This is a genomic window from Duganella sp. P38 (assembly GCF_050859475.1).
GTDB lineage: Bacteria > Pseudomonadota > Gammaproteobacteria > Burkholderiales > Burkholderiaceae_D > Rugamonas.
The window spans coordinates 2,329,891-2,344,620 of sequence record NZ_CP193936.1; the positions used below are offsets into that span (position 1 = coordinate 2,329,891).

Consider the following 14,730-nt stretch of genomic DNA (forward strand, 5'->3'; position numbering starts at 1 on the left):
CTATGGCAGATTTATTTTCCACCGAACCACGTCAGCCGCTTGCAGAAGCCTTGCGCCCCAAGACGCTCGACGAAGTCATCGGCCAGCGTCACCTGCTGGGGCCGGGCAAGCCGCTGCGCCTGGCGTTTGAATCGGGCCAGCCGCACTCGATGATCCTGTGGGGGCCGCCCGGCGTTGGCAAGACCACGCTGGCGCGCCTGACCGCGCAGGCCTACGACTGCGAATTCATTGCCCTGTCGGCGGTGTTCTCCGGCGTCAAGGATATCCGCGCCGCGATGGAGCAGGCGCAGCACAATCTGGACATGGGCAAGCACACCATCCTGTTTGTCGACGAGATCCACCGCTTCAACAAATCGCAGCAGGACGCCTTGCTGCCGTACGCCGAGTCCGGCCTGGTAACGCTGATCGGCGCCACCACCGAGAACCCGTCGTTCGAAGTCAACTCGGCGCTGCTGTCGCGCTCGCAGGTCTATGTGCTGAAGTCCTTCGACGAAAACGAGCTGCGGCAAATGGTCGACCGCGCCCGCGACAAAGTGCTGACGCAACTGGAATTCGAAGACGCCGCCATCGATACGCTGATCGGCTACGCCGACGGCGACGGCCGCCGCCTGCTGAATCTGCTGGAAGTGACCGGCACCGCCGCCAACGCCGCCAAGACCAACAAGATCAACGCCGAGTTCATCCAGAACGCGCTGACCCTGAACGCGCGCCGCTTCGACAAGGGCGGCGACAATTTCTACGACCAGATCTCGGCGCTGCACAAATCGGTGCGCGGCTCGAATCCGGACGCCGCGCTGTACTGGCTGTGCCGCATGCTCGACGGCGGCGCCGACGCCCGCTACCTGTCGCGCCGCATCGTGCGCATGGCGTGGGAAGACATCGGCCTGGCCGATCCGCGCGCGATGCAGATCGCCAACGACGCCGCCACCACCTACGAGCGCCTCGGCTCGCCGGAGGGGAGCTGGCGCTGGGACAGGCGGTGGTCTACCTGGCGATCGCCGCCAAGAGCAACGCCGGCTACAACGCCTTCAATGAAGCGATGGCCTTCGTGCGCAAGGACAAATCGCGCGAAGTGCCGGTACACCTGCGCAACGCGCCGACCAAGCTGATGAAGGAACTGGGCTACGGCCACGACTACCGCTATGCTCACGACGAGCCGCACGCCTACGCGGCCGGCGAGACTTACTTTCCCGACGACATGCGTGAGCCGGGCTGGTACCAGCCTGTACCGCGCGGCCTGGAAAGCAAGATCGCCGACAAGCTGGCCTTCCTGCGCCAGCTCGACGAGGACGCCGGCAAGCGCTAGCGCTTGATGCGCTTCGGTGCATGGCGCCGGTGGGCGGCCTATTTGGCTACCGCATTCAGCGCTGCCATGAGGGCAGTCTTGTTGGAAATCTGTAGCTTGTCGTAGACCTTGTGTAGCTGATTGCGCACCGTCGCCGGCGACAACCGCAGTTGCGCCGCCACCTCCTTGTAGCTGGCGCCGGCGGCGGCCAGTTCGGCGATCGCCAGTTCGGCCGGGGTCAGCAAGGCGCGGTGCGTCAGCGCTTCCAACATGATGTGCAAATGTTTTCCCTGCGGCCGGATACGCGCCGTCAGTGTGCGGCCGGTGTAACAGCCGCTGCTGCCGTCGCGCAGTTCGCGGAAGAAAGTCGGCGGCAGCACCGGCGGATTCCACGCCGGCCACTCTGCTTGCAGCATGTGGTTGGCGTCGTCATCAGAAAATTGCAGGCAGCCCTGGCCATCGCTGACCAGCAACAGTGCGCCGCCGTCACGCCGGCCGCCATGCAGGCGGTCGTTGATCTGGCGCGCCTGGAACAGGTGCGGCAGCAGCAGGTCGGCCAGCGCCACGTCGACCTCGGTATAACTGCGCTTGCGGCTGGCGCGCCACAGCGCCACCAGCCCGATGCCGTGGGACAGCGGCGTGGCCGGAATGTAGACCATGCTTTGTGCCACATCGTATTTCCGGATGTACGCGATCAGGTCCGGGTGTTTGCGTTTGTCGATCGAGGCGAAGTCGAAGCTGGTGCTGCGGCCGCGGCGGCGGAAGGCGTGAGCCAGGGCCGGATCGGGGCTGGTCAGGCCGGCACGGTCGTGCAGCTTTTCCAGTGGCTGGCGATGCGCGTACATCGACTGCAGGCGCATTTCGCCATCGGCTGAGAACCGCGCGCGGACTGCGGCGCCGGAGTCGAACGGCAGCAGGCGGCTAATGATGTGCATCGATTCTTCGATGAATTCGCCCGGCGCGCACTCTTGTGCACGGCCGTATAGTTCGAGCAGGGTGCGGGGATAGTCTTGCATGGCGGATGTTTGCGTTATGCGGTCACGATGGTCGCCAAGGTTGCCGACAGCTGGGTTTTGTTGTCCACGCCCATCTTGCTATAGACGCTGTGCAGCTGGTTGCGCACGGTGGCGGGCGAATTACCCAACGCGCGGGCGATTTCCTTGTACGTCATGCCGTCTGCCGCCAGCCGGGCGACGCTCCATTCGGCGTCCGTCAGTCGTATCCGTGGCCGGGGCGCGATCTGCAAGTGCAGCGCCTGTCCCAACAGTTCTGCCTTCACCAGGACGTGGGCGCCGGCATACTGCCTTTGCTCGCTGGAAGCCAGTTGCTGGAGCAGTTCGCCCGGCAGGAATGGCGGGATCCACTCCGGCCATTCGCGTTGCAGCAGGGCGATGGCGTCCGGCGGCGAGAAGTACATGCAGCCCATCAGATTGGCCAGCGCCGACACCGTTGCCGTTGGCGATGCTTCGAGGCCGGCAAACAGGCGCAGGTTGATCAGATTGGCCTGGAACAGGTGCGGCAGCAGCAGGTCGCTCAGCGCGCGCTCGCGTTCGGTGTAATCGTATTCGGGCCGTGCGCGCCACAGGGACAGCACATCGACATTGTCGGGCATGCTTTTGTGTGCCTTGGGAATATGGATCAGGGTATGGGCGATCTCGTAGCGCCGGCAATAATCCATGAAGTCGGCCTGCGCGCCAAAAGTGTCGTGGCTGCCACGCACGAGCGAGGCGCCGCGCTGCCGCATAGCCTCGTCCAGCACATGGTCTGGCGTCTCCAGTTCGCCCCAGGCCATTAGCTGCTCCGGCGGCTGGTTGGACAGGTGCATGCTGTGCACGGCGATTTGCCGGCCGGGGCTGACATCCATGTTCAGCAACACCGCCGAATCGAAATACACGGCTTGCTTCAACTGCGCCAGTGCGTGATCGCCGAATTCAGCGGGCGTGCACTCCTGCGCGGCCTCGTATAGCCGGAAAATGAGAGCGTTATAAGTGTCCAAATGAAATTAGTTGCTTTTTTGGTAGCTCATGGTAAGGACGGCAATGGCATTTGTCCATAGGGAGGCACCAAAAATGTTGTCATTGGTGGCATGATGATACTGTGCCCAAAAAACGCATCGGAGAAGGAATGAGCAAGCAGTTAGTGGTCGATGGTATTGAAATACACGTGGAGGGGGAGGGGACGGAGACAATTGTGATGCTGCACGGCTGGCCCGACACCTATCGGGTCTGGGATGCCCAGGTGGCCGAGTTGCGCCACCGTTATCGCTGCGTGCGCTTCACCTTGCCGGGCTTCGACATCCGCAAGCCGCGCCGCTCGTATTCGCTGGACGCGACCATGCGCGTGCTGCTGCACATCGTCAATAGCGTCAGCCAGAAGCAGGCGGTGATCCTGATGCTGCACGACTGGGGCTGCGTGTTCGGGTATGAGTTCTACATGCGCAACAAGGCGCTGGTGTCGGCCATCATTGGCGTCGATATCGGCGACGCGCAATCGCGCGCCACCAACCGTTCGCGTTCCATCGGTCAGAAGATGATGGTGCGCGGCTACCAGGGCACGCTGGCGCTGGCCTGGGCCATCGGCGGTCCGCTGGGTACGGCGCTGACGCGCGGCATGGCGCGGCTGCTGGGCGCGCCGTCGCCGCGTGAATACATCAGCTCGGGAATGAATTTCCCTTATTACATCCTGGGCGGCGGCTCGGCAGGTTCCTACAGTTCGCTGGTGCCCTTTGTGCCCAAGGTGCCGATGCTGTTCATTTACGGCATCCGCAAGCCGTTCATGTTCCACTCGCCGCAATGGACGGAGAACCTGGCGGCCAAGCCTGGATGCAAGGTGGTGGCGATGGAAACCGACCACTGGCCGATGGTGCGCCAGCCGGAGCGCTTCAACGATATCGTCATCGGCTGGCTGGAGAAGCCAGCCGGGACGGCCGAAGCTGAGGAAGAGGACGCCGCTTAGAGGCAGGCGTCCGGCCTGGCTTAGCGCAGGCGGATCGGCTTCTGGTACGGCGCGAACGGCGGCGGCGGCAGCTGCACGTCGGCGTAGGCCTGGCGGAAGCACTCGGCTTTCTTGCCTTCGACGTCAGTAGTGGTGCGCGTCACCTTGCCGGCGGCGTCCAGCGTCAGGATGATGACCACCGGATACTTGTTGATGTCGTGGCAGTTGCCGCGTTCATCGAGCTTCTTGGCGTTGTTGAAGTTCAGCGAGACTTCCTCGTACTTGGTGGCCTTGTCGTTCGGGAACTGGGCGTTGAACTTGTTCATCTCGGTGGCGAAGTTCGGGTTGGCCGGCGGTGGCGGCTCATTGTTCCACGAGCCGCCGGTGGAGGCGCAACCGGCCGCGATCAGCATGACGGCGCTGGCCGCCGCAGTTTTCAGGATATTGGTTTTCATGTCTTCTCCTTGGTATGTACTCTTGAATACATAGTACAAATATCAAGCATCTCGTGGCGCACGATTAGTTGCGTAGGAGAAATCCTACAGCGCCGCATACCCGCCCGTCGTTCCCGCGCAGGCGGGAACCCATGCCGAGCAAGCGTTCCACGGACCGCCGCCGCGACTCGTCCCGCTACGCGGGAATGACGGCGCGGGACGCCGGAAAACTGCATTTCAGGCGTGATTTTCAGCGCTTCGTCGCATGCCCCACGCGCTGCCGGGCGCCTTTGGATACAGTACAACCATACCGCAGCACTTACTGAAAACCACCGCAAGGAGCGCATCATGAACATCGCCAAACACATGGAAGTCATCTTCGCCGCTGCCGCTGTCGTTGCCGGCGCCACCAGCTTCGCCACCGCCGCCGACGGCCGCGTCGACGTCTACCTGCCGGCCGACAAAGCCGTGGTGCTGGCCAAGGCCGACCTCGACATGCCGAGCGTGACCGTGACCGCCAAACGCCTGAGCGCGGCTGAAAAAGCCGCGTTGTAACGGCGGCAGCCGGCGGGCTGCGCAAAACTCGCTAGCAAGTGGCGTCGGCTTGGTACAATGGACGTTTTCGATACAACAACGGCTTTGTTCCCATGATTGACATCCAACTTCTCCGTAAAGATATAGCCAACGTCGCCGCGCGCCTGGCCACCCGCAAGTTCCAGCTCGATGTGGAAGCGTTCAACGCTCTCGAATCGGAACGCAAAGCGATCCAGACGCGCACCGAGGAACTGCAGGGCAAGCGCAATTCGCAGTCCAAGCTGATCGGCATGATGAAGGGCAAGGGCGAAGACACCACCGCGCTGATGGCGGAAGTGGCCGGCCTGGGGGATGAGCTGAAAGCCAACGAAGCCAGGCTGGGCGAGCTGCAGGCCAAGCTGTCGGACTTCCTGCAAACGATACCGAACCTGCCGCACGAGTCGGTCCCGGTCGGCAACGACGAAAGCGGCAACGTCGAAGTACGCAAGGTCGGCACGCCGCGCAGCTTCGACTTTGAAGTGAAGGACCACGTCGACGTCGGCGCCCCGCTGGGCCTGGACTTCGACACCGCGACCAAGCTGACCGGCTCGCGCTTCTCGGTAATGAAAGGCGGCATCGCCCGTCTGCACCGCGCGCTGGCGCAGTTCATGCTGAACACCCACACCGACGAGCACGGCTACACCGAGTGCTACACGCCGTACATGGTCAACGCCGATTCGCTGCGCGGCACCGGCCAGCTGCCGAAATTCGAGGCCGACCTGTTCTCGGTGAAGAAGGGCGGCGCTGAAGGCGAGGGCGAAAACTTCTACCTGATCCCGACCTCGGAAGTGTCGCTGACCAACATCGTGCGCGACGACATCCTGGCTGCCGAAGCGCTGCCGCTGAAGATGACCGCGCACACCCCATGCTTCCGTTCGGAGGCGGGCAGCTACGGCCGGGACACGCGCGGCATGATCCGCCAGCACCAGTTCGACAAGGTCGAGATGGTGCAGGTGGTGCATCCGGACCACTCGTACGCCGCGCTCGACGAAATGGTCGGCCACGCTGAAACCATTCTGCAGCGCCTGGGCCTGCCGTACCGCGTGCTGTCGCTGTGCACCGGCGACATGGGCTTCGGCGCCACCAAGACCTACGACCTGGAAGTGTGGCTGCCGGCGCAGAACACCTACCGCGAGATTTCGTCGCTGTCGAACTGCGAAGCATTCCAGGCGCGCCGCATGCAGGCGCGCTTCCGCAACGGCCAGGGCAAGCCGGAACTGCTGCACACGCTGAACGGCTCGGGCCTGGCCGTCGGCCGGACGCTGGTGGCCGTGCTGGAGAACTATCAGCAGGCCGACGGCTCGGTGGAGATCCCTGAAGTGCTGCGTCCGTACATGGGCGGACAAACTTCGTTGAAACCGTAAAAATTGCCCTTCCATTTTCTCAGGCACCTGCTATAATCTTGCCTTCTCGCAGCAGCAGGTGGGAAAACGGAGAGGTGGCAGAGTGGTCGAATGTACTTGACTCGAAATCAAGCGTAGGGGCGACCCTACCGTGGGTTCGAATCCCACCCTCTCCGCCATTTGTTTGGATGTGAGAAAAAGTAGTAAATGCGTCACCAGGAGAGGTGGCAGAGTGGTCGAATGTACTTGACTCGAAATCAAGCGTAGGGGCGACCCTACCGTGGGTTCGAATCCCACCCTCTCCGCCAATATTCAGTAAAAAAGCTCCCTTCGGGGAGCTTTTTTATTTTCCGCGCTCGTTTTCTTTTCCGCAAAAAACCTCCATCGCGTCACCGCCTCACAGCCCTGATTTGTAATGCTTTGTAACGAAAAGTATCTCGCATGAAAGTGGTTGATGCTTGCCATTTCACAAATTGCCAGTGTTTTTTATTCGGTACTCTCCCCAAACCACTGAATTCCATATCAACTTAATAAGTTCGCAAGCGCTGTTTTGTGCACCATGGCGGTGCGGTTTTCGTGCTGCGTGTCAACTTTAAATTGCAGCGGCCAGCAGCGCCTCATCTGACGTAACGCCCTTAGCTAAAGCGGATTCCCGCGCCGGAAACCGTGAGACTTGGCAGCTTTAGGTTAATTTACGTAAAAGCGAACAGTCTTCGTCTTTACAGGCTTTGCACCAATTTTGTGCGCTGCGGCACGATTTCCATCGTTCTCCTTGCCTAAACCAAATAACTGATGGGGAAAAGAGGAATTGTGTAAATTAACGTGGTGTTTACGCATCTCTGTCTTTGTCACGAAATTGACACCATTTATCACACTATGTTTTTATGTCATGGTTTCGTCACACAAGTTACAGATAGATACACCCATAGAGCCAATCTTTACCCGGGAACGGCCCTTTACACACCCGAAGGAGTTTTTTACATGAAGTTGCGCATGAAAACGATGCCCGTAGCAATCGTACAAGTGATCGCCAGCGGTGCATTCTCGGTAGCTGCCCTGAACCCAGCCATGGCTCAGCAGGCAGGCGCCGAACCAGCAGTGCAAAAAGTGGTGGTGACCGGTTCCCTGATCAGCCGCACCGATACCGAAACCGCCGCGCCAGTCCAGGTGATCACTTCCGCTGACATCCAGCGCAGTGGCAAAACCTCGATTGCGGAACTGCTGCAAGACCTGGCCGCCAATGGCGCAGGTACCCTGGGCACCGGCTTCTCCGGCGCCTTCGCCAACGGCGCCTCGGGCGTCTCGCTGCGCGGCCTGACCGTGGGCTCGACCCTGGTGCTGATCGATGGCCACCGCATGTCGCCATACGCCATCGGCGACGACTCGCAGCGCTCGTTCGTCGACGTGTCCAACATTCCATTCGACGCCATCGATTCGATCGAAGTGCTGAAGAGCGGCGCGTCGTCGCTGTACGGTTCGGACGCGGTCGCGGGCGTGGTCAATATCAAGCTGAAGAAAAATTTCACCGGCACCCGCTTCTCGGCTGACACCGGCAACACCCAGCACGGCGGCGGTAAAACCCACCGCGCATCGTTCAGCACCGGCTTCGGCGATCTGGACAGCGACGGCTACAACGTCTTTGCCACCGCCGAATGGCGCAAGCAGGACGCCATCAGCGTCGACCAGCGCAGCCAGTTCGGCTGGGCCAACCCTGACTGGCGCGACCGTGGCGGCAACAACCTGACCTTCGGCGTGCCAACCAACCGCAACAACTACCTGACCGCAGCCAGCTCGCCATTCCTGTTCAACCACAACGGCGTGGGCCTGGTCGGCGCCGACGGCAAGGTCGGCCTGCCTGGTTTGAACCCGGCCAACTACCAGTTCCTGGACCCGAACTGCAACTTCACGCTGTACCAGGCCGGTGCTTGCTCGGTCAAGGACACCTACGCCAGCATCCAGCCAGAAACCGAAAACAAGAACCTGCTGGTCGGCTTCACCAAGAAGCTGCCGCAAGACTGGGAACTGTCGGTCAAGGGTTCGATCTTCCAGCGTGACAACAGCAACAACCGCGGCCTGCCAGGCACCTACTCGCCGCTGTCGTTCGCCGGCACCAATGTCAATAACAACGGCGTGCTGACCCCTGGCTACGGCGCCATCAGCAACACCCGCTTCGCGCCTGGTGCGATGGTCGGCGCCAACGTGATCAACCCGTTCGCCGGCGAAGCCCGCCTGTACGGCTACATCCCTGGCCTGGACGGCAATGCGCAACAGCAGAACCGCGCCACCACCACCCGCCTGGCATTCGACCTGACCGGCGCGGCGGCTGGCTGGGACCTGCAACTGGGCGGCGGCCTGACCAAGTCGAAAGCGGAAATCGACTACAGCGGCTACGTCGACCGCACTGCGCTGTACAGCCTGCTGCGCTCCGGCCAATGGAACGCGCTGGGCGGCAACTCGCCGGCGTTGCTGAACCAGGTGTCGCCACGCTTCTCGAACACGCTCGAATCCAAGCTGAACTACATCGACCTGGTCGGTTCGCGCGAACTGATGGAGCAACTGGGCGCCGGTCCGCTGAAACTGGCGGTGGGCGTGCACTGGCACCAGCGCAAGTGGGACGCGCCGCCATCGTCGCTGACCCAGAACGGCCAGGTTGGTTCGACCTCGGCCTTCGTGTTCGGTGAAGAAACCAACAAGGCGATCTTCGCCGAGCTGGCCGCTACCCCGGTCAAGGACCTGGAAGTCAACCTGTCGAGCCGCTATGACCACTTCGACACCACCCACTCGTTCACCCCGGCAGCGACGCTGAAATGGGCGGCATCCAAGCAGTTCGCCCTGCGCGGTACTTTCGCGCGCGGCTTCCGCGCGCCTAACCCGGCGGAAACCGGCAACTCGGGTTCGTTCTTCCTGTACCACGGCATCAACGACCCGGTCCTGTGCGCCGACGGCAACAAGGCCACGCCGGGCAACGTGCCTAGCGCGTGCAACATCCAGCCGACCTATGTGCAGCGTCCGAACGCCGACCTGTCGCCTGAGAAGTCGAAGTCGTTCACCATCGGCGCCATCATGGAACCGTTCAAAGGTCTGAACGCCACCGTTGACTACTACAACATCCAGGTGCGCAACCAGATCGTGACCGCTGCGGGCAACGACCCGTCCTACGTCGAAACCTTCGTGCGCGGCCCGGCCGTGCCGATCGACATCGCCACCCCTGGCGGCGGCACCGCCGTTGGCACCCCGTCGGTGGGCCCGATCCTGTTCGCGGAATCGGCTTACATCAACGGCGGCTCGACCAAGACCTCCGGTATCGAAGCTGACATCGGCTACCGCTGGAACATGGGCGAGAATGGCGTGATCCGTGCCAACCTGAGCGCTGCCCACACCATCAGCTACGAGCAAACCGTGGCCGGCGTGACCTACCAGCTGGCCGGCACCCAGGGCCCGACCGTGGTCTCGGGCGCGACCGGTTCGCCTAAGAACCGTGCTCAGCTGAGCCTGGGCTGGACTAAGGGTCCGCTGGATGTGGCCACCACGTTCAACTACACCAGCAGCTTCTCGGCACTGGACCCATCGGTCGGCGCCACCGACTGCGGTTCGGCATCGGCGGACATCACCGGCCGTGGCTATTTCGATACTGGCCTGACCCAGCCATCGGCATACTGCCGCGTGCAATCGTTCACCTCGACCAACCTGAACGTGCAGTACAAGGTGACGCCTAACCTGACCCTGAAAGGTTCGATCCTGAACCTGTTCGACCGTCAGCCACCGTACGACCTGAGCACCTACGGCAACTCGACCGTGCAGACCTCGTACAACGCGTCGCTGCACCAGGCCGGCGCTGTTGGCCGCTTCTTCAGCGTAGGTCTGGCTTACAGCTTCTAAGCGTTAAAGTTTAGTAGCGCCAAGCGAAACGGATGCCTTCAGGCATCCGTTTTTTATTGGTGCGTGGGTATTTTGTTTTTCCAGCTAGAATGCGGAAAAAATGACAGAGGAGAAGCCATGAAGTTTATCGCCACCGTCCTGGCCAGCGTCATGCTGGCTGGCGCCGCTCATGCCGCCACGGCCAACCCGGACGCTGCCCAGATCAAGGCCGCGCATGACCTGATGGCCGCCATGCAGGCGGAGAAAATGATGCGCATGACCGCCGGCATGAGCAAGTATTCATCGCCCGAGCAGCGCAAGCAGGTGATGGACAAGGTCATCAAGCTGCAGCCCGAATTCGTCTACACCCGGCTGGCGACGCCGGTGGCCAAGCTGCTGAGTACCGAAACGTCGCTGGAGATGACCAAGTTCTACCAGTCCAGCTACGGCAAGAAAGTGCTGCACGATACTTATAACAGCGGCGCGCAGATGTACCAGACCGCGCCCAAGGCGACCCCCGCCGAACAGGCCGAACTGAAGAAGCCCGCCTACCTGAAGGCCGAAAAGGAATTCAAGGCCAACGAACAGGCGATTCACCACGAAACCTTCGTGCTGCTGAAAGAAATCATCAGCGGCAAATAAGCCGCGCAGTCTCCCTCCCAGTCCCGTCCATCCGTGCCGCAGCTTCGCTTGCGGCACGCTTCCGTTCGTCCATCGCCCCGGTTTTGCCTGGTTGTACGCGTATTTGAATTTCTCTATAATAACTGTATACAAAGTGTAGACATTGTGTGGATCATCTCATTCAAATGGAGTTGTAGTTCAATGGTGATATCAAGAAGACAAGCAATCCCGGGTGCCGGCCTGGGCGCCGGCGTGGTGGCTGCCGGCGCGGCCACCAGCCTGCTCAGCGACACCTTACCGAAGGACCCGGACACCCTGCATCGCGTCGATGCGCTGCCGGCGGACGATCCCACTCCGGGCTGGTTCCACACCAGCCGCAAACGCGAGCCGACGCAGCCGCTGCTGGGCGACGCCAAGGCGCCATGGGTGGTCGTCGGCGGCGGTTTCACCGGCACTGGCGGCCGCGCGCCAGCTGGCGCTGAACTTCCCGAACGACCAAGTAATCCTGGTGGAAGGACAGCAGGTCGGTTTCGGCACCTCGGGCCGCAACGCCGGCTTCCTGATCGACGTGCCGCACGATATCGGCGCGCCGGACTACATCGGCGACCAGACCATCGCCAAGCAGATTCTGCACCTGAACCAGTTCGGCCAAGGCAAGCTGCGCGACCTGGTGGAAGAGTTCCAGATCGTCGACGCGCAACTGCGTCACTCGGGCAAATACCAGGCGGCGGTGGAGGACAAGGGCATCGCCGTGCTGGAAGCCTACCACGGCGGCTTGCGCAAGCTGGGCCAGCCGGCGGAAATTATCGAAGGCAAGGATTTGCCGGACCACCTCGGCACCTCGTTCTACCGCAAGGCGCTGTACACGCCGGGCACCATGCTGGTACAGCCGTCGGCGCTGGTCAAGGGGCTGGCCGACTCGCTGCCGAAGAATGTCATGCTGTACGAAAACACCGTCATCACGGCGGTCGACTACGGCAAGCAGATCGTGCTGCAACACGCCACCGGCCGCATCGTCGCCGACAAGCTGATCCTGGCGAACAACCATTTCGGCACCCACTTCGGCTTCCTCGAACAGCGCATCCTGCCGATCTTCACCTACGGCAGCCTGACCCGTCCGCTGACGTCGGCCGAGCAGGCCAGCATCGGCGGCAAGGAATTCTGGGGCGTGATCCCGGCCGACCCGTTCGGCACCACGCTGCGCCGCACGCACGACAACCGTATCTTGGTGCGCAACAGCTTCAGCTACAACGCCGATGGCCGCTTCAAGGACGGCTACACCAGGCGTTTCGCGCAGGCCCACCGCACTTCGTTCGAGCGCCGCTTCCCGACGCTGAAACAGGTGGAGTTCGCATATACCTGGGGCGGCGGCCTCGGCATGACCCGCAACGGCGCCGGTTTCTTCGGCGAGCTGCGGCCTAATGTGTGTGGCGCGCTGGGCTGCAACGGCCTGGGCACCGTGCGCGGCACCGCTACCGGCGTGCTGCTGGCCGACTGGCTGGCCGGCAAGCGCCACGAGCTGACCGATTTCCTGCTGGCCGGTCCGAAGCCCGCCATCAATCCGCCCCAGCCGTTTCTGACGATGGGCGTCAATGCCAACCTGCGCTGGGGCCAGTCGCAGGCCGGCATCGAGGCTTAAGCGGCGCCGCGCCGGCTGGCTAGCCGCAGCACTTCTTGACCTTCTTGCCGCTGCCGCAAGGGCAGGGATCGTTGCGGCCGAGCTTTGCCGCCTTCGGCTGCGGCGCGTGGAAAAAAGCGTTGATCTGGATGACGGCCGGCGTCACCTTGGCGGCGTTGACCGGCTGGAATGGCGCCAGCAGGGCCGGCTGGCTGGCGCGCAGCGGCGCCCATTGCTCGTGCGCCAGTTGCACGCCGGCCAGGAAGCCGGCGCACCAGGCCTCTGCGGTCCAGCTGCCGCCGCACTCGTAGATCGGTTCGAAGCTGGCCGGGTCCTTGCGCAGCCATTCCTGCATGTAGGCGTGGTGGCGCAGCACCAGCGCCTCGGCCTCGGCGTTGCCGGGGGCGCCGCCCCAGGCCAGCGGCAGCCACGTGGCCGGCGACGGATCGGCCGGACCGGCCACCAGCGCCGTCAGCAGGCCCTCGACGCCGGCGACGTCCATCGCCTGCGGCCCCAGTGTGGACAGCAGGTGGTCCAGCCGTTCGTATTCGTCATCGTTCAGTGGTGTGCTCATCGGCTCTCGCGCTTGCTCGGGAAAACATCATTATATCGGCAGCCGGGTCGTCATTCCGGCTGACGCCGCAGTCACCAGGTGCCGCTCGCATGCGGCGATCTGTGGGGCGTGGGTGCGGCAGCGCACCTCCGCGCCGATTGCCGCCTTGTTTCGCGCGGCGATTCCCCAACAATGTAAACAAGTACATTGAGGAGGACGCAGCATGACCGACATCCACGCCCACACCACGCCCGATCCCGAGGTGCCGCCGCCACCGCCGGAAAAAGATCCGCCCCCCGACAACGCGCCGCTGCCTGAACAGGCGCCGATCGAGGAGCCGACGCCCCCCAAGCCGCCGATCAAAACTTGAGTATTTGACACGCCATGTGTGCGCCAACGCACCGTCCGTTGCGTGGAACGGACGGTATTCTTGTTCCACGCTCTCTAGCGAAGTGACAGTTGTTGCTCGTCGGATACATTTGTTCATATTTGTGTTGAGCGTCACACAGCTGTCATCAAAGAGTTTTTATAATTTACTCAGGTCCTTACGTTTTTGTTCACGGAGAGCATCATGGGCAATTCCTTACACAACAAAATTTATCTCGGTCGTCGCAGCGTTGCCCTGAGCACCAAGCGTGTACAAGCCATGGTGTGTGTGGCGGCGTTTGCCAGCATCGGCCTGGCCTGGCTGCTGATCCGTGCCTTCCAATAAGCATTTTTTTCTTCTTTGTTGCCGCCTGGCCAAGGCCGTGCCTTGCCGCCGGGACTGCGAGCGCGTACCATGAGGGCCGCAGCAGTCTTTTATGGAAATATTGGCAATGAAGAACGAAAAATTCACGCAGGACGAGTACGATGCCCTGTACGAAGTCAAGCGCGGCATCAAGGGTGACCGCGTCAGCGCCTGTGTGGGCCGCAACAGCAAGCGCCTGTCCGGCCTGAAACTGATCAGCATCGCCCGCAACGGCCGCATCGCGCTGACCGACAAGGGCGAGCAAACCATCTTCCTGCACCGTTGCGTGCAAGGCTTGCGCAGCGTCGCCAGCCAGCCCGGCAGCCCGCTGGACGCCGATGTGGCGCTGTTTCTCGGCAAAAAATCCCATGTCGTGCAGCGCGCCGACGGCGGCTTCGAGATCAGCGACAAAGGCCGCGAGTCGTTGCAGGACATCACCAATCAAGGCTTCTGATGAAAACGCTCCCTATGGAGCGTTTTTTTCGTTATTGTATGGCCATGAGATTTGACACGCTGCAAAAAATCCGCAAGTTGTTTCGTGTGCTGGTGGCGGCGGTCGTGGTGGTATTGCTGATCGTCTGCCTGTTCGTTGCGCACGTGCTCAACCAGAGCCGGCTGCGCTATTACGCTGCTGCCGAGGAAACCTCGCACAACCTCGCCATCTCGCTGGAAAACTTCCTGCACTCGCATTTCCAGGAGGCCGACCTGGCGCTGCGCCGCGCCGGTCAGGAATTCCGCGCCATGCACGAGCAGAAACGCTTCGACGACGAACAGTTCAGCG

13 protein-coding genes, 2 tRNA genes and 1 pseudogene are annotated in these 14,730 nt (G+C 62.1%); 12 read left to right on the forward strand and 4 right to left on the reverse strand.

Annotation, left to right across the window (positions count from 1 at the left end; genetic code table 11):
• The first annotated feature begins 2 nt into the window (after window positions 1-2).
• Window positions 3-1,306, forward strand: a pseudogene (locus ACRQ5J_RS10750) (replication-associated recombination protein A).
• A 38-nt stretch (window positions 1,307-1,344) separates the two neighbouring features.
• Here ACRQ5J_RS10750 and ACRQ5J_RS10755 read toward each other — a convergent pair.
• Together ACRQ5J_RS10755 and ACRQ5J_RS10760 are read right to left on the reverse strand one after the other, a co-directional pair.
• Window positions 1,345-2,301 (reverse strand): helix-turn-helix transcriptional regulator, encoded by a 957-nt coding sequence (locus ACRQ5J_RS10755; protein WP_432383248.1) that lies wholly within the window; start codon window positions 2,299-2,301, stop codon window positions 1,345-1,347.
• A gap of 14 nt (window positions 2,302-2,315) precedes the next feature.
• Entirely contained in the window at window positions 2,316-3,281 is a 966-nt protein-coding gene (locus ACRQ5J_RS10760) for a helix-turn-helix transcriptional regulator (protein WP_432383250.1), read from the reverse strand.
• A gap of 128 nt (window positions 3,282-3,409) precedes the next feature.
• Between ACRQ5J_RS10760 and ACRQ5J_RS10765 the strand changes: the two genes are divergently transcribed.
• Window positions 3,410-4,240 (forward strand): alpha/beta fold hydrolase, encoded by an 831-nt coding sequence (locus ACRQ5J_RS10765; protein WP_432383252.1) that lies wholly within the window; start codon window positions 3,410-3,412, stop codon window positions 4,238-4,240.
• A gap of 20 nt (window positions 4,241-4,260) precedes the next feature.
• Here the strand turns inward: ACRQ5J_RS10765 and ACRQ5J_RS10770 are convergent, their stop codons facing one another.
• Complete coding sequence (locus ACRQ5J_RS10770) at window positions 4,261-4,674, reverse strand: hypothetical protein (protein ID WP_432383254.1); 414 nt, start codon at window positions 4,672-4,674, stop codon at window positions 4,261-4,263.
• A gap of 327 nt (window positions 4,675-5,001) precedes the next feature.
• On the opposite strand from ACRQ5J_RS10770, the gene ACRQ5J_RS10775 reads away from it, so the two are divergent.
• From ACRQ5J_RS10775 to ACRQ5J_RS10805, 7 genes are all read left to right on the forward strand, one after another.
• Window positions 5,002-5,208: a hypothetical protein gene (locus ACRQ5J_RS10775; RefSeq protein WP_432383256.1), complete on the forward strand. Its 207-nt coding sequence runs from the start codon at window positions 5,002-5,004 to the stop codon at window positions 5,206-5,208.
• Window positions 5,209-5,300: 92 nt separating this feature from the next.
• Complete coding sequence (serS, locus tag ACRQ5J_RS10780; RefSeq protein WP_432383258.1) at window positions 5,301-6,590, forward strand: serine--tRNA ligase; 1,290 nt, start codon at window positions 5,301-5,303, stop codon at window positions 6,588-6,590.
• Between the two features lie 68 nt (window positions 6,591-6,658).
• Window positions 6,659-6,748: transfer RNA gene (locus ACRQ5J_RS10785), tRNA-Ser, on the forward strand.
• 39 nt (window positions 6,749-6,787) lie between these two features.
• Window positions 6,788-6,877: transfer RNA gene (locus ACRQ5J_RS10790), tRNA-Ser, on the forward strand.
• Window positions 6,878-7,562: 685 nt separating this feature from the next.
• Window positions 7,563-10,448: a TonB-dependent receptor domain-containing protein gene (locus ACRQ5J_RS10795; protein ID WP_432383260.1), complete on the forward strand. Its 2,886-nt coding sequence runs from the start codon at window positions 7,563-7,565 to the stop codon at window positions 10,446-10,448.
• Window positions 10,449-10,565: 117 nt separating this feature from the next.
• Window positions 10,566-11,069, forward strand: a complete 504-nt coding sequence (locus ACRQ5J_RS10800) for a hypothetical protein (protein ID WP_432383262.1) — start codon at window positions 10,566-10,568, stop codon at window positions 11,067-11,069.
• A gap of 487 nt (window positions 11,070-11,556) precedes the next feature.
• Window positions 11,557-12,687 carry an NAD(P)/FAD-dependent oxidoreductase gene (locus ACRQ5J_RS10805; RefSeq protein WP_432383263.1) on the forward strand — a complete coding sequence of 377 codons (1,131 nt, stop codon included), beginning with the start codon at window positions 11,557-11,559 and terminating at the stop codon, window positions 12,685-12,687.
• 19 nt (window positions 12,688-12,706) lie between these two features.
• Here the strand turns inward: ACRQ5J_RS10805 and ACRQ5J_RS10810 are convergent, their stop codons facing one another.
• Entirely contained in the window at window positions 12,707-13,240 is a 534-nt protein-coding gene (locus ACRQ5J_RS10810) for a UPF0149 family protein (RefSeq protein ID WP_432383264.1), read from the reverse strand.
• A 202-nt stretch (window positions 13,241-13,442) separates the two neighbouring features.
• Between ACRQ5J_RS10810 and ACRQ5J_RS10815 the strand changes: the two genes are divergently transcribed.
• The 3 genes from ACRQ5J_RS10815 to ACRQ5J_RS10825 all read left to right on the forward strand — a co-directional run bounded on the left by ACRQ5J_RS10815 (window position 13,443) and on the right by ACRQ5J_RS10825 (window position 14,403).
• On the forward strand, window positions 13,443-13,589 hold the full coding sequence (locus ACRQ5J_RS10815; protein WP_432383265.1) for a hypothetical protein: 147 nt from the start codon (window positions 13,443-13,445) through the stop codon (window positions 13,587-13,589).
• A gap of 201 nt (window positions 13,590-13,790) precedes the next feature.
• Window positions 13,791-13,931: a hypothetical protein gene (locus ACRQ5J_RS10820; protein WP_432383266.1), complete on the forward strand. Its 141-nt coding sequence runs from the start codon at window positions 13,791-13,793 to the stop codon at window positions 13,929-13,931.
• Between the two features lie 106 nt (window positions 13,932-14,037).
• The gene (locus ACRQ5J_RS10825; RefSeq protein ID WP_432383628.1) at window positions 14,038-14,403 is read left to right on the forward strand and encodes a hypothetical protein; all 366 of its coding nucleotides are present in this window, start codon (window positions 14,038-14,040) and stop codon (window positions 14,401-14,403) included.
• Window positions 14,404-14,730: the final 327 nt, after the last annotated feature.

What these genes read in the sequence shown, in the direction of transcription:
- ACRQ5J_RS10765 (WP_432383252.1), top strand. Translation starts at nt 3,410, where the DNA reads ATGAGCAAGCAGTTAGTGGTCGATGGTATTGAAATACACGTGGAGGGG.
- ACRQ5J_RS10820 (WP_432383266.1), top strand. Translation starts at nt 13,791, where the DNA reads ATGGGCAATTCCTTACACAACAAAATTTATCTCGGTCGTCGCAGCGTT.
- ACRQ5J_RS10810 (WP_432383264.1), bottom strand. Translation starts at nt 13,240, where the DNA reads ATGAGCACACCACTGAACGATGACGAATACGAACGGCTGGACCACCTG.
- serS (WP_432383258.1), top strand. Translation starts at nt 5,301, where the DNA reads ATGATTGACATCCAACTTCTCCGTAAAGATATAGCCAACGTCGCCGCG.
- ACRQ5J_RS10795 (WP_432383260.1), top strand. Translation starts at nt 7,563, where the DNA reads ATGAAAACGATGCCCGTAGCAATCGTACAAGTGATCGCCAGCGGTGCA.
- ACRQ5J_RS10775 (WP_432383256.1), top strand. Translation starts at nt 5,002, where the DNA reads ATGAACATCGCCAAACACATGGAAGTCATCTTCGCCGCTGCCGCTGTC.
- ACRQ5J_RS10825 (WP_432383628.1), top strand. Translation starts at nt 14,038, where the DNA reads ATGAAGAACGAAAAATTCACGCAGGACGAGTACGATGCCCTGTACGAA.
- ACRQ5J_RS10770 (WP_432383254.1), bottom strand. Translation starts at nt 4,674, where the DNA reads ATGAAAACCAATATCCTGAAAACTGCGGCGGCCAGCGCCGTCATGCTG.
- ACRQ5J_RS10755 (WP_432383248.1), bottom strand. Translation starts at nt 2,301, where the DNA reads ATGCAAGACTATCCCCGCACCCTGCTCGAACTATACGGCCGTGCACAA.
- ACRQ5J_RS10815 (WP_432383265.1), top strand. Translation starts at nt 13,443, where the DNA reads ATGACCGACATCCACGCCCACACCACGCCCGATCCCGAGGTGCCGCCG.
- ACRQ5J_RS10800 (WP_432383262.1), top strand. Translation starts at nt 10,566, where the DNA reads ATGAAGTTTATCGCCACCGTCCTGGCCAGCGTCATGCTGGCTGGCGCC.